This is a genomic window from Streptomyces sp. MJM8645 (assembly GCF_001625365.1).
Classification (GTDB): Bacteria; Actinomycetota; Actinomycetes; order Streptomycetales; family Streptomycetaceae; genus Kitasatospora.
Genome location: NZ_LJJF01000003.1, coordinates 185943 through 198921 on the forward strand (window position 1 = coordinate 185943; position 12979 = coordinate 198921).

The following is a 12979-nucleotide window of genomic DNA, read 5'->3' on the forward strand; positions in this document are numbered from 1 at the left end:
ATACTCGGATCGTACTACTCGGATCCGAGTATGTGGAAGGGGTGGTCCGAGTCGCCCGCCGCGGCGCGGCGCCGCACCGGCCTTGCGGTGCAGGGGAGTTCGGGCCCGGCCGTTGCCGGGGCGCTGCCGGGTGCGATCATGGCGGGCGTGGCTTTTGACGACGCGCGACCCCGGTCCGGCCTGGTCCATGAGCGCTGGCGCGCCCGCGAGGCGCCCCACGGGGACTTCATCATGTTCGGCGACGGGTCACTGTCGGTGATGCAGCTCATGCGGTTCTCCCCCGCCGGCCGGCGCCACGACCCGCGGGCCCAGCAGTGGAGTTGGGGGGAACTGCTGCGGGCCACCGCGTGGACCCCCACCGACTGGACGGACGTCGACACGACGTTCGCCACCAGCACCCACGCCGGCAGCCGCGCCCTCGCCGGCGAGGCGTCCGAGCACGGCAGCATCGGCTGGGTCGCGCTGACCCGCGACGACGACGAGAACACCCTGGAGTGGCTCGCGATCTCCTGCTCCTCCAACCCGTTCGCCGACGTCACCCTCGACGACACCACGGTGACCGCCACCAGCACCCTGGGACGGATCTGGACCTTCCCCCGCAACGCCCCGCAGCAGGTACGGATCACCGAGGACCCCGCCCACCCCTGGCCCTCCCCCGCCGGGCCGGCGGACCCCACCCCCTGAACCGCCCGGCCGGGCCGGCCCCGGTGACCTTCCGGCGGACCTGCGTGTTCGCCGCCGACGGGCAGCAGCCCACCTCCACCTCCACCCTGCGCTTTCGCCAACGCGGCGAGGTGGAGGCGGACTTGGCCGCACACGGCTTCATCCTGCGCGAGGTCCGCGACGCCCCCGACCGGCCGGGCCGCGAACTCGTCTTCATCGCCGCCCGACCACCGCAGCCGTAGACCCGCGCCACCGCCCGACCGCCCCGACCCGGGCCCGGGTGACGGGGCGCCACCGCCGGGACGCGGGCACCGAAAGCCCGCCGCCAGGCCGTCACCGGGCCTGCGCCGGTGGGCTGATCTGCTATTTTCGCCATGCTTCGACGCGAACCGTACAAGCGTGCGGTTTCGCATGCCCGCACGGGACCCCGGCCGCGAGCCCGGCCGCGGCCCCGGGTGCGGGCCCCGGGGCGGCCCCAAGCGGGCACAGCAGTCGGTCGACCAGCGGGGGGACGGGATCCATGAACGCGTACGCGGGCTCCGACGGGCCGGGCCTGTACGGGCCCTACGGTCCGCCGGCGGGCGGGCCGCTGTTCGGGGTGAACCCGGCGGACCTGGACGCGGCGGCGAAGGTCGCCAAGGACACCGGTGAGGCGATGCCGGGCGAGCTCAAGCACATCCACGAGCCCTCCGACACGGCGGTCGCGGCGCTGTCGGGCTGGCGCACCGGGGCGTCGCTGCACGCCTGCACGGCGGCGTGGGAGGAGTGCCTGAACAAGCTGGCCTCGGAGGTGGACGGGGTGAGCCTGAAGCTGGGCCAGACCGCGGGCAACTACCGCGGCACCGACTCGGGCAACGCCGGCGCCCTCAAGGCGCCCGGCGCCGGGCCCTACGCGCCGGCGGTGAACTGATGGTCACCCTGGCCCAGCTGCGCGACGCGGACCTGTCCGGCCTGGCCGGCGCCGCCGGCGCCTACGACACCCTGGCCGGCGCGTTCGGCAAGCACGTCCAGGCGATGAACACCGAGGTCACCAAGCACGTCTTCAACAGCCAGTGGGTCGGCACCGCGGCCGGCGCCGCCAACGCCTCGCTGCAGCGCACCAGCGGGCGCCTGGATGCCGCGCACACCGAGATGTCGGCGGTGTCGGGGCTGCTGCGCGAGGCCTCGGAGAGCTTCCAGCTGGCGCAGTCGAAGCTGAAGGAGGCCCTCCAGGAGGCGCAGGGCGCGGGGCTGACGGTCGCCGAGGACGGCACGGTCAGCTGGCCGGCGCCCTCGCAGGCCGAACGCCACGACCCCGGGTACGACACGCCGCAGCGGGCCAGGGCGCTGGCGGATCGCATCTCCCACGCCGTCACCGAGGCCGACGGCGCCGACCAGAAGATCGCCAAGCTGCTGGACGACCTGACGGTGCGGGCCCGCACCGGCACCGGACTGGACCTGGCGCAGGCCGGCGCCGACCGCAAGGCCGTCGACGAGCTCGGCACCGGCCTGATGGCGGCCGGCTGGCCGGCCGCCGGCGCCGCCCCCACCGAGGTCAACTCCTGGTGGAAGGGCCTGACCCCGGACGAGCAGCAGCGCCTGCTCCAGGCCCACCCCGACCTGCTGGGCATGCGCGACGGCATCCCCGCCACCGCCCGCGACCAGGCCAACCGCCTCAACCTGGCGCACCTGATCGACACCTACGAGCACAAGCCGAACCCGTCGGACGACGAGAAGCAGAAACTGGAGGGCTTCCGCGCGATCCGGGACAAGCTGAACGTGCAGAACGGCCGGCAGCCGCCCGCGTTCCTGCTGGGCGTCGGCGAACAGGGCCAGGGCCGCGGCATCCTGTCCTTCGGCAACCCCGACACCGCGAAGAACGTCAGCGCCTACGTGCCGGGGCTGGGCACCAAGCTGTCCTCCGTCGGCGGCAAGGACGCCGACCGGGCCCTGAACGTGTGGAACGCCGCCCACATCGCCGACTCCGGTGCCGAGGTCGCCTCCATGATCTGGCTCGGCTACGACCCGCCGCCCGGACTGGAGAAGGTCCTCGACGGGGACCCCCGGCCCCTGGAGGTGATGGGCACCGACCGCGCCGCCAAGGGCGGCGCCGCCTACGACACGTTCATGGCCGGACTGCGCGCCACCCACGAGGGAGCGCCCGCGCACCTGGTCGCCCTCGCCCACAGCTACGGCTCCACCACGGTGGGCCTGGGCGCGCAGCTGCCCGGCGGCACCGGCGCCGACGACATCATCCTGGTCGGCTCCCCCGGCACCGGCGCCGACAAGGCCTCCCAACTGCACATCGACCCCCACCACGTGTGGGTCGGCGACGCCGAGAACGACCCGGTCAGCCACCTGCCGGCCAAGGGCCGGGTCGCCACCGACGTGGTCCTGGGCCCCGTCCTGGGCCCCGTCGCCGACGACCTCTACGAGACGTTCGCCCCCGACAACCAGCTCTGGTTCGGCCAGGACCCGGCCAGCAAGGACTTCGGCGCCAACCGGTTCGCGGTCCCCGACGGCAAGTCCCTGTCCCTGGACTCCCACTCCAACTACATGAACAGCTCCTCCGACACCGCGACCGCGGAGTCGATCAACAACATCGGCCAGATCGTGGCCGGCAGGTACGACGCCGTGACACGGCAGGAAGGCCGATGAACATGGCAACCCCGACCGCACGACGGCTCGGCCTCACGGCCGCCACGCTGGCACTCGCCCTGACGGCCTGCGGGCACACGGGCGCGGGCGCGGGCGTGGGCGACGAGCACCCGGCACCCCAGTCCCTCACCACACCCGAACAGGCCGTCCAGAAACTCGACGCGCTCCTGGACGAGGCGCTCTCCGGCATCCAGCCGCCGCTGCGCCACTGGGACGGCTGGCCGCGCTCCACCGAACAGAGCGGGGGCATCGACGACCACTCCAAGGGCTATGCCATCGCCACCCGCGACCGCCACATCATGACCAAGGTCTCCAAGGCCAAGTACACCGCCCTGATGGACATGGCCGAACGCGACTGGAAAGCCAAGGGGTACAAGATCACCTCGGTCAACCCCAACCAGCCGGCCCTGTTCGCCGCCACCGGGGACGGATCCTCCGTCGCGATGCTGTTCGGCGCCGCCGGCAACATCACCCTCCAGGCCTCCGGCGGCGGCCACATCCCCGTCATCCGCGACCGCGACCCGTTCGGCACCCCCACCCCCGACCCCGTGATGGCCAACGGCAACCTCGACGTCATCCCCACGGACGACGACCCGTTCTGGTCACACTGAAAGCCGCCCCCATGACCCCCGAACAGGCCGTCCACGCCCTCGACGCGCTCCTCGACGAGGCGATGTCCGCCATCCGCCCCCCGCTGCGCCACTGGGACGGCTGGCCGCGCTCCACCGAGCAGACCACCGGCGGCCTCCAGGACCGCTCCCTGGGCTACGCCACCGCCACCCGCGAGCGGCACGTCACCACCAGGGTCGCCCCCGCCAGGTACGGGGCGCTGCTGGGCGTCACCGAACGCGGCTGGCAGGCCCGCGGCTACCGGATCACCGCCGTCAACCCCCGCCAGCCCGCCATGTTCGCCACCACGCCCGCCGGATACGGCGTCGCCGTGCTGTTCGGCGCCGCCGGGAACATCGCCTTCCAGGCCACCGTCGGCCCCATCCCCGTCATCCGCGACCGCGACCCCTTCGGCACCTACGTGCCCGAACCGACCCTGCCCAATGGCAACCTGGACGTCCTGCCCCGCCACGACGACCCGTTCTGGTCCGCCTGACCGGCAGACGCACCGCCAGACCCGCCGGCAGGCACACTGGTAGACCCGCAGGCAGACGCACCGGCAGACCCGCCGGCAGACCCGCCGGCAGGCGCGGCGGCGGGCACAGCGGCGCGGGCACCCGGGGGCCCTCCCGTGTCCGAGAGGTGGCCACCCGGCGTCCGGGGCCGGGGGCGCGCAGTAGGATCGGCGGCGTTGTCACCACATTCCACCGCTGGTAGGAGGCTTTTCATGGCTCAGGTCACGCTGAAGGGGAACCCGGTCCAGGTCGGCGGCGCGCTGCCCCAGGCCGGCAGCCAGGCCCCGGCGTTCACGCTGGTCGGCGAGGGACTCGCCGACACCTCGCTGCAGGACTTCGCCGGCAAGCGCAAGGTCCTCAACATCTTCCCCAGCATCGACACCCCCACCTGCGCCACCTCGGTGCGCACCTTCAACGCCAAGGCCGGCTCGCTGGCCAACACCGTGGTGCTGTGCATCTCCGCCGACCTGCCGTTCGCGCAGGCCCGCTTCTGCGGCGCCGAGGGCCTGGACAGCGTCCGGACCCTGTCCACCCTGCGCGGACGCGACTTCCACGAGAACTACGGCGTGGCCCTGGCCGACGGCCCGCTGGCGGGGCTGACCGCCCGCGCCGTCGTCGTCCTGGACGAGAACGACACCGTCCTGCACACCGAGCTGGTCGCGGAGATCGCCGACGAGCCGAACTACGAGGCCGCGCTCGCCGTCCTCGCCTAGCCGTCCTCGCCCAGGCCCCGCCACGGGACGCCGGCCCCGGTCGGCCCCCGTCGGCCCCGTCGGCCCCGGTCGGCCCCGGTCGGGCTGCCTGCGCACGCGGCCCGGCCCGCCCCTGAGGTCTTCACCTGGGGGGCGGGCCGGGAAGGGGAGCGGGCGGGGCCGGGGGCGGGTCAGGTGATGGAGGCTCCCGAGTCGATGCTGATGACCTGTCCGGTCATGCAGTCCTGGTCGAGGAAGAGCCCGATGGAACGGGCGACCTCCTGCGGGGTGACGAACCGCGGCACCGGCACCTTCTCCCGCATCCCGGCGATCACGTGCTCGGGCAGGGTGTCCGTCATCCCCGTGATCATGAACCCGGGCGACAGCGCGTTCACCGTCACCCCCCGGCGCCCGCACTCCGCCGCCAGCGTGCGGGTCAGCCCGATCAGCCCCGCCTTGGACGCCGCGTAGGCGGTCTGCCCGGCGGTGGCGATCAGCGCGGACGGGGAGACGATGTTGACCACCCTGCCCCAGCGGGCCCGCAGCATCGCCGGCACGCACACCCGCGCGGTGTGGAAGGAACCGACCAGGTTCGTGTCGATCACCTGCCGCCACTCGACCGGGTTCTGCATGGCCATCAGCGCGTCCTTGCGCACCGCCCCGTTGTTGACGAGCACGTCCACCGGGCCCAGCGCCTCGGTGATCCGCTCGTACATCGCGGTGACCTGCGCGTAGTCCGCGACGTCGCCGGTGACCAGGACGTGGTCGCCGGCCAGCTTGCCCGCCACCTCCTCGGCGGCCTGGCGGGCGCTGTTGTAGTGCACCGCGACCCGGCACCCGGCCGCGTCCAGCGCCAGCGCCAGCTCCCGACCCAGACCCCCCGAGGCGCCGGTGACCAGCGCCACCGGGGAGTCGGGCCGCTGCCCGAAGGCGCCCTTGCCGCTCACCGCGCCCCTCCCCACGTCAGCAGGACCGAACCCCACGTCATCCCGGCACCGAACCCGGCCAGCAGCACCGTGTCGCCGTCCTGGATGCGCCCGGCGTCCAGCGCCTCCGCCAGCGCGATGGGGATCGACGCCGAAGCGGTGTTGCCGTACCGGTCGAGATTCGCCACCAGACGGTCCGCGGGAATCCCGGTGTGGGCGAGCACCGAGTTGATGATCCGGATGTTCGCCTGGTGCGGCACCACGTGGTCCACGTCCGCCGGCGTCAGCTTCGCCTGCTCCAGCGTCTCGCGGATCGTGCGCACCGTGTAGCGCACCGCGTTCAGGTAGATCTCGTTGCCGTTGATCTGCGCGTAGTGCAAGCCCTGGCGCACCGTCTCCTCGGTGGTGGGCATCCGCGAGCCCCCCGCCAGGACCTTCAGGCTGTCCTTGCACGAGCCGTCCGCGCCCAGGTTCCACGCCAGGACCCGCTCCACCGGGCCGGGCTGCAGGACCACCGCACCGGCCCCGTCACCCACCAGGATCGACAGGTCCCGGTCCGCCGGGTTCGCGGTCAGCGTGTGGGTGTCCGAACCGATCACCAGGATCGGGCGCGGGTCCATGTGCAGCAGACCCACCGCCGTCACCAGCGCGTACACGAACCCCGCGCACTCGGAGTTCACGTCGTGCGCGCTGCCCGCGATCTTCAGCGCGTCGTGGACGAACGCCGACGTCGCCGGCGAGGGCTGCTCCGGCGTCGCCGTCGCCACGATCAGGTGCGCGATGTCCGCACCCGACAGCCCCGCCCGCTCCAGCGCCCGGCGTCCGGCTTCCACCGCCATCGACGCGGTGCTCTGCCCCGCCCCGACCGCCCGCCGTTCCCGGATCCCGCACCTGGAGACGATCCAGTGCTCGTCCACACCGAAACGCTCCGCCAGCTCCACGCTGGTCACCACGCGCTCGGGGACGGAGATCCCCCACCCGGTGATGTCGAAGCCGCTCATCGAGCAGTGCCCCGCGCTCAGACGCCGGCCTGGCCCACGAGCGCCAGGATCCGCTCGTGCACCACCCGCAGCGTCGTCGTGTCGTCGATGTCCGCGAACAGCGACTCGTCCGCCGGAATGTGCGGGTACTGGTTCTGGAACCCGTACAGCCACTCCATCAGATCCAGCGAGTCCACGTCCGCGATGTGCTGCAGCGCCGCGTCCGCGTCGATCTCCTGCGCCCCGGACACCGCCTGCAACTGCGCGGCCAGGTCCTCGATGGTGGGGATGTCGGACATGAGTGATCGTTCCTTCCTGGACGCCCCGGAACGGGCGCCAACACGTGATGAGGCAGAACAGACCCGGACACCCCGGGAGGATCACGGACACCGCCACCGCGCCCCCCGCCGCCCACAGGCCACGGAACGCACCGCGACGGAACCCGAAAACCCCCCGGGGAAAAACCCGGGAAGGCCGTGGGGGCCGCGTGTCTTGTCGAAACCGCATGAAACCCACCCCCACGCAAACGCCCCGCAACCCCGGCCCTGCGCCCACGCTTGCGCACCGCTTGCGAGACACGCGCTTACCTGACCCGAGACACCGCACCCACACGCACGACACCCACCACCTCGCACCGCACCGCACCGCGACGCGGACACCGCACCCGCACCGCACCGCACAGCACCGAGGCCACCGCACCCGCACCGAGGCCACCGCACCGCACCGCGCCGCAGGCCGCACCCGCCGGGGCGGGAGGGCGACCGTAGGCAAGCACGGACACACCCCGACCACCCCGGCCCGCACGGCCGTTCACACCGCACGGACCCGGCCGCCCTCACCGGCGCTCCCGTCCGCAGACGACGAGAGCGGCCACCGCCACCGCAACGGCCGTCCACGCGGGGAAAGGCACCACCCGGCGCCGCGCACCACGGACACCCGCACCACCGGACACCCGCACCACCCGGCCCAGTCCAGTCCGGCCCAGTCCAGTCCGGCCCGGCCGAGCCCGGCCCAATCCGGTCCATCCGATCCGCCACCAGAACAGGGGCACACCCGCATGACCACCGCCGAGACCCGCTCCATCAACCCCGACGTCGACGCGATCCGCCACCACTACGAGGTCGGCAACGACCTCTACCGCCTCATCCTGGGCCCCACCATGATGTACTCCGGCGGCTACTGGGAGGACGGCGAGGACCTCGTCGCCACCCTCGACGAGGCCCAGGAACGCAAGCTCGACGTCTTCACCGACCTCGCCCAGGCCGCCGGCAAAGCCAAGGTCCTGGACATCGGCTGCGGCTGGGGCACCATGCTCAACCGCCTCACCACCGTCCACGGCGTCCAGCAGGCCGTCGGCGTCACCCTCTCCCGCACCCAGGCCGACTTCGTCGCCGCCCTCGACAACCCCGCCATCCACGCCCGCGTGGAGAGCTGGGAGGACCACAAGGCCGACGGCGAGCCCTACGACGCCGCGTTCTGCATCAACGCCCTCGAACACTTCGTGCTCTCCTCCCTCACCCCCAAGGAGCGCACCCAGCGCTACCGCGTCTTCTTCAAGCAGGTCCACTCCCTGCTCAAGCCCGGCGCCCGCTTCGTCCTGCACACCATGACCGTCGAGAACCCCCCGCTGCGCCGCCAGCTCCTGGACGACCTCAAGTTCCTCCAGCGCGAGGAGTTCGAGGGCTGCCACATCCCGCGCCTGCCCGAACTCGCCGCCGGCCTCGACGGCCTCTTCGAGGTCACCGAGATCCGCAACGAACCCGAGTCCTTCGCCCGCGCCTGCCGCGCCTGGCTCCAGCTCCTGGCCGCCCGCCGCGACGAAGCCGTCGCCATGGCCGACGAGACCACCGTCCAGCGCTTCGAGCGCTACCTCGACATCTTCGCCTACACCCTCGAAGACCACATCTTCAACAACTTCCGCGTCACCCTCACCCGCCGCGCCTGAAAGGGGACACCCCGGCCATGACCACCACCGCCGAACACCCCGCCCCCTCCGGCGCCGACCAGCCCGAACCCGCCGGCGCCACCACCCACCCCGACACCACCGCCGTACGCCACCTCAAAGTCGCCATCATCGGCGCCGGCATCTCCGGCCTGGGCACCGCGATCCGCCTCCTGCAGAGCGGCACCAACGACTTCCTCGTCTTCGAACGCGCCACCGACCTCGGCGGCACCTGGCGCGACAACACCTACCCCGGCTGCGCCTGCGACGTCCAGGCCCACCTCTACTCCTTCTCCTTCGCCCGCAACCCGCAGTGGAAGTCCACCTTCGCCACCCAGGCCGAAGTCCACGCCTACCTCAAGGACACCGCGCAGCGCTTCGGCGTCGAACCCCACCTGCGCTACGGCCACGAACTCCTCGACGCCCACTGGGACGCCGACCACCGCCACTGGCGCATCCACACCACCCACGGCCGCTACACCGCGCAGATCCTCGTCACCGGCACCGGCTACCTCTCCGAGCCCGCCGTCCCCGACCTGCCCGGCCTGGACACCTTCACCGGCACCCTCTTCCACTCCGCCCGCTGGCGCCACGACCACGACCTCACCGGCCGCAACGTCGCCGTCATCGGCACCGGCGCCTCCGCCATCCAGTTCGTCCCCGCCATCCAGAACCAGGTCGCCCGCCTCGACCTCTACCAGCGAACCCCCCCCTGGGTCGCCCACAAACCCGACAAGCCCAACACCCCCCGCCACACCTGGATGCTGCGCCACCTGCCCGGCTACCAGCGCTTCCGCCGCGCCTTCAACAAGAACGGCCGCGAGATCGTCGCGTTCTTCATGTCCCGCCCCACCCGCACCACCGGCATGAAGAACATGGCCGCCGGCCACCTCAAGAAATCCGTCCCCGACCCCGGCCTGCGCAAGCGCCTGACCCCCGACTACACCGTCGGCTGCAAACGCCTCCTGTTCTCCAACACCTGGTACCCCGCCATCCAGCAGCCCAACGTCGACATCGTCTCCGACACCATCACCGACATCGGCCCCACCCACATCACCACCGCCGACGGCACCACCCGCACCGTCGACACCATCATCCTGGCCACCGGCTTCACCGCCACCGACCGCCCCGTCGCCCGCCGCATCCACGGCCGCGACGGAACCACCCTGCGCGACACCTGGCACACCCACGGCATGAAAGCCCACCGCGGCACCACCATCCACGGCTTCCCCAACCTCTTCATGCTCCTGGGCCCCAACACCACCCTGGGCCACTCCTCCCAGACCGTCATGATCGAAGCCCAGATCGCCTACATCGTCGACGCCCTCAAAACCATCGACAAACTCGGCATCACCTCCGTCGAGATCCGCCCCGAAGCCCAGAACGCCTACAACCAGACCCTCACCGACCGCCTGAAGAACACCGTCTGGAACGCCGGCGGCTGCCAGAGCTGGTACACCGACCACCACGGCAACAACCCCTCCATCTGGCCCACCTACACCTACCGCTTCCGCCGCCAGACCCGCCGCTTCGACCTCCTCAACTACCAACGCGCCACCGTCACCCACACCACCCCCTAACCCCCCACACGCACACACCCGGACACACACGGGCACACACGCGGGGGCACGCAGGGGCACACACGCGGGGGCACGCACACAACCACACAGGCACACCCAACACGGCCGGGCGGCACCCGCCCACCCACGGACCCCGCCGCCCGGCCGGCCCACACCCCAGAACACCCCACCGGAAACCGAACCGGACACACAACCAACAACCGAACACCTGCACGGACCCAGCAGGCCGCCCACCCCACAGGACCCACCCACCCGCCCTCACACACTAACCACCACCAGACCACCAACCAGCCACCCAACCCGCAGCCGTCACACCATCAGACACCCACCCACGAACAAACACACACCACCCGAACACCCACCCCTACCCGGAACAGGAAACCCCCGCATGACCAACCCCACCCGACGCACCATCCTCACCACCACCGCCACCACCGCCCTCATCACCGCCTTCAACACCACCACCCGCACCTGGGCCACCACCAACACCCCCACCACCCACAACCACTGCCCCGTCCCCACCCTCGACGGCACCCTCACCACCGACACCACCACCCTCACCGAATTCAGCCACGACTTCGGCCGCCTCACCACCAACACCCCCCACGCCGTCCTCAAACCCGGCTCCGACCAGGACATCATCAAAATCATCAACTACGCCCGCCACAACGGCCTCAAAGTCGCCATGAACGGCCAAAGCGGCACCGACAACGACCTCGAATCACACTCCAACTACGGCCAGGCCTCCCCCAACGGCGGCATCAGCATCGACGCCCGCACCCTCAACCGCATCCACACCATCACCCCCACCAACGCCACCGTCGACGCCGGCGTCACCTGGGCCCAACTCACCGACGCCACCCTCAACCAAGGCCTCACCCCACCCTGCCTCACCGACTACCTCCACCTCTCCATCGGCGGCACCATCAGCATCGGCGGCATCGGCAACACCGTCCAAAAACACGGCCTCCAAGCCGACACCGTCGAATCCATCGACATCATCACCGGCACCGGCCACCTCCTCACCGCCACCCCCACCAAAAACCCCGACCTCTTCCACGCCGCCCTCGCCGGCGCCGGACAATTCGGCATCATCATCCGCGCCACCATCAAACTCATCCCCGCCCCCCAACGCGCCCTCGTCTTCAACCTCTACTACAACAACCTCACCACCTACCTCACCGACCAACAAACCATCCTCAACGACGGCCGCTTCCACACCCAAATCGGCGAAATCATCCCCCAACAAAACACCACCCCCCTCTACAAAATCGAAACCGCCACCTACTACAACGGCACCACACCCCCCAACCCCACACCCCTCCTCACCGGACTCAACCCCAACCTCCCCGACCAAACCACCACCACCGACCAGACCTACCGCGAATACACCTACCGCGCCGACACCTGGACCCAAAACCTCAAAAACCTCGGCTACTGGAACCAACCCAAACCCTGGCTCAGCCTCTTCATCCCCGCCACCCAAGCCGCCAACTTCATCACCTACGCCACCCCCCTCATCACCCCCCAACCCTCGGCCAAGGCCTCCTCCTCTTCTACCCCTTCCCCACCAACAAACTCACCCACCCCTACGCCATCACCCCAAACGAACCCACCACCTACCTCTTCGACCTCCTCACCTTCCCCCACCCAGGCACCAACCCCACCACCCAACTCACCCACAACCGCACCCTCTACGACCACGCCACCACCCTCGGCGCCAAACGCTACCTCGTCGGCGCCATCCCCCACATGACCCCACCGACTGGAAAAACCACTACGGCCCCCAATGGACCAACCTCACCAACACCAAACACAAATACGACCCCACCCACACCCTCACCCCCGGCCAAAACATCTTCCCCTAACAACACGGACAACCGCAGGCGCGGACAGACACACACAGCAGACACGCAGACACAGACACAAACCACAGACACGGCACGGCACGACACGGCAATAAAACAAACCAGCAAACAAACCCTCAAACAACAAACACAAACCACAGACCACAAGCCCGCAAACACCGACACAGACCCAGCCCACGAGCACACAAACACCGACACAGACCACAGCCACGAGCGCACAAACACCGACACAGACCACAGGCCGGCGGGCGCACAAACAGAAAACACCAGACACACAGACACACAGCAGCACAAGCACAAACACACAGGCATCGACCCGCAAGCGCAGGCATCGACCCACAGGCGCACAGGCGCAGCACCCCCACCGACACAGACCCACAACAAGCACAGAAACAAGAACACACACGCCCGACACAGAACCACAGAAATACACCAATAAAACACGCAGACACACAACAAAACAAACCAACAAGCAAACCACAAACACAAGCCACAATCGGCAAACCACAGACCGCAAGCCGAAGGCCCAAATCCCAGACAGACAAAACAAGCCAGCAAAAAAACAAA

General features: G+C 70.3%; 12 protein-coding genes and 2 pseudogenes. 11 read left to right on the forward strand and 3 right to left on the reverse strand.

Annotation, left to right across the window (positions count from 1 at the left end):
• Nucleotides 1–138: 138 nt before the first annotated feature.
• The 7 genes and pseudogenes from A6F73_RS37945 to tpx all read left to right on the forward strand — a co-directional run bounded on the left by A6F73_RS37945 (nt 139) and on the right by tpx (nt 5137).
• On the forward strand, nt 139–684 hold the full coding sequence (locus tag A6F73_RS37945; RefSeq protein WP_063351699.1) for a hypothetical protein: 546 nt from the start codon (nt 139–141) through the stop codon (nt 682–684).
• An 11-nt stretch (nt 685–695) separates the two neighbouring features.
• A pseudogene (locus tag A6F73_RS37950) lies at nt 696–905 on the forward strand (SAM-dependent methyltransferase); the annotation flags it as partial.
• A gap of 278 nt (nt 906–1183) precedes the next feature.
• Entirely contained in the window at nt 1184–1573 is a 390-nt protein-coding gene (locus A6F73_RS37955; RefSeq protein ID WP_063350794.1) for a type VII secretion target, read from the forward strand.
• Nucleotides 1573–3300, forward strand: coding sequence for an alpha/beta hydrolase (locus A6F73_RS37960; protein ID WP_063350793.1), 1728 nt, complete (start codon nt 1573–1575; stop codon nt 3298–3300). Before A6F73_RS37955 ends, A6F73_RS37960 begins: the two co-directional genes overlap by 1 nt.
• Nucleotides 3297–3911: a hypothetical protein gene (locus A6F73_RS37965; RefSeq protein ID WP_159398585.1), complete on the forward strand. Its 615-nt coding sequence runs from the start codon at nt 3297–3299 to the stop codon at nt 3909–3911. The genes A6F73_RS37960 and A6F73_RS37965 overlap by 4 nt, the downstream gene beginning before the upstream one ends.
• A gap of 11 nt (nt 3912–3922) precedes the next feature.
• Nucleotides 3923–4405, forward strand: a complete 483-nt coding sequence (locus A6F73_RS37970; protein ID WP_063350791.1) for a hypothetical protein — start codon at nt 3923–3925, stop codon at nt 4403–4405.
• A 231-nt stretch (nt 4406–4636) separates the two neighbouring features.
• Nucleotides 4637–5137, forward strand: a complete 501-nt coding sequence (tpx, locus tag A6F73_RS37975) for a thiol peroxidase (RefSeq protein WP_063350790.1) — start codon at nt 4637–4639, stop codon at nt 5135–5137.
• 170 nt (nt 5138–5307) lie between these two features.
• Here the strand turns inward: tpx and A6F73_RS37980 are convergent, their stop codons facing one another.
• The 3 genes from A6F73_RS37980 to A6F73_RS37990 are packed head-to-tail and all read right to left on the reverse strand — an operon-like array spanning nt 5308 to nt 7321.
• On the reverse strand, nt 5308–6063 hold the full coding sequence (locus A6F73_RS37980; protein WP_063350789.1) for an SDR family NAD(P)-dependent oxidoreductase: 756 nt from the start codon (nt 6061–6063) through the stop codon (nt 5308–5310).
• A complete protein-coding gene (locus A6F73_RS37985; RefSeq protein ID WP_063350788.1) occupies nt 6060–7043 on the reverse strand; it encodes a beta-ketoacyl-ACP synthase 3 in 984 nt (327 codons plus the stop codon). The genes A6F73_RS37980 and A6F73_RS37985 overlap by 4 nt, the downstream gene beginning before the upstream one ends.
• A 17-nt stretch (nt 7044–7060) precedes the next feature.
• Nucleotides 7061–7321, reverse strand: a complete 261-nt coding sequence (locus tag A6F73_RS37990) for a hypothetical protein (RefSeq protein ID WP_063350787.1) — start codon at nt 7319–7321, stop codon at nt 7061–7063.
• 758 nt (nt 7322–8079) lie between these two features.
• On the opposite strand from A6F73_RS37990, the gene A6F73_RS37995 reads away from it, so the two are divergent.
• The 4 genes and pseudogenes from A6F73_RS37995 to A6F73_RS43810 all read left to right on the forward strand — a co-directional run.
• On the forward strand, nt 8080–8967 hold the full coding sequence (locus A6F73_RS37995) for a class I SAM-dependent methyltransferase (RefSeq protein ID WP_063350786.1): 888 nt from the start codon (nt 8080–8082) through the stop codon (nt 8965–8967).
• A gap of 17 nt (nt 8968–8984) precedes the next feature.
• Complete coding sequence (locus A6F73_RS38000) at nt 8985–10544, forward strand: NAD(P)/FAD-dependent oxidoreductase (protein ID WP_063350785.1); 1560 nt, start codon at nt 8985–8987, stop codon at nt 10542–10544.
• Nucleotides 10545–10932: 388 nt separating this feature from the next.
• Nucleotides 10933–12300, forward strand: coding sequence for an FAD-binding protein (locus tag A6F73_RS38005; RefSeq protein ID WP_279634987.1), 1368 nt, complete (start codon nt 10933–10935; stop codon nt 12298–12300).
• Between the two features lie 51 nt (nt 12301–12351).
• A pseudogene (locus A6F73_RS43810) lies at nt 12352–12412 on the forward strand (hypothetical protein); the annotation flags it as partial.
• Nucleotides 12413–12979 lie beyond the last annotated feature (567 nt).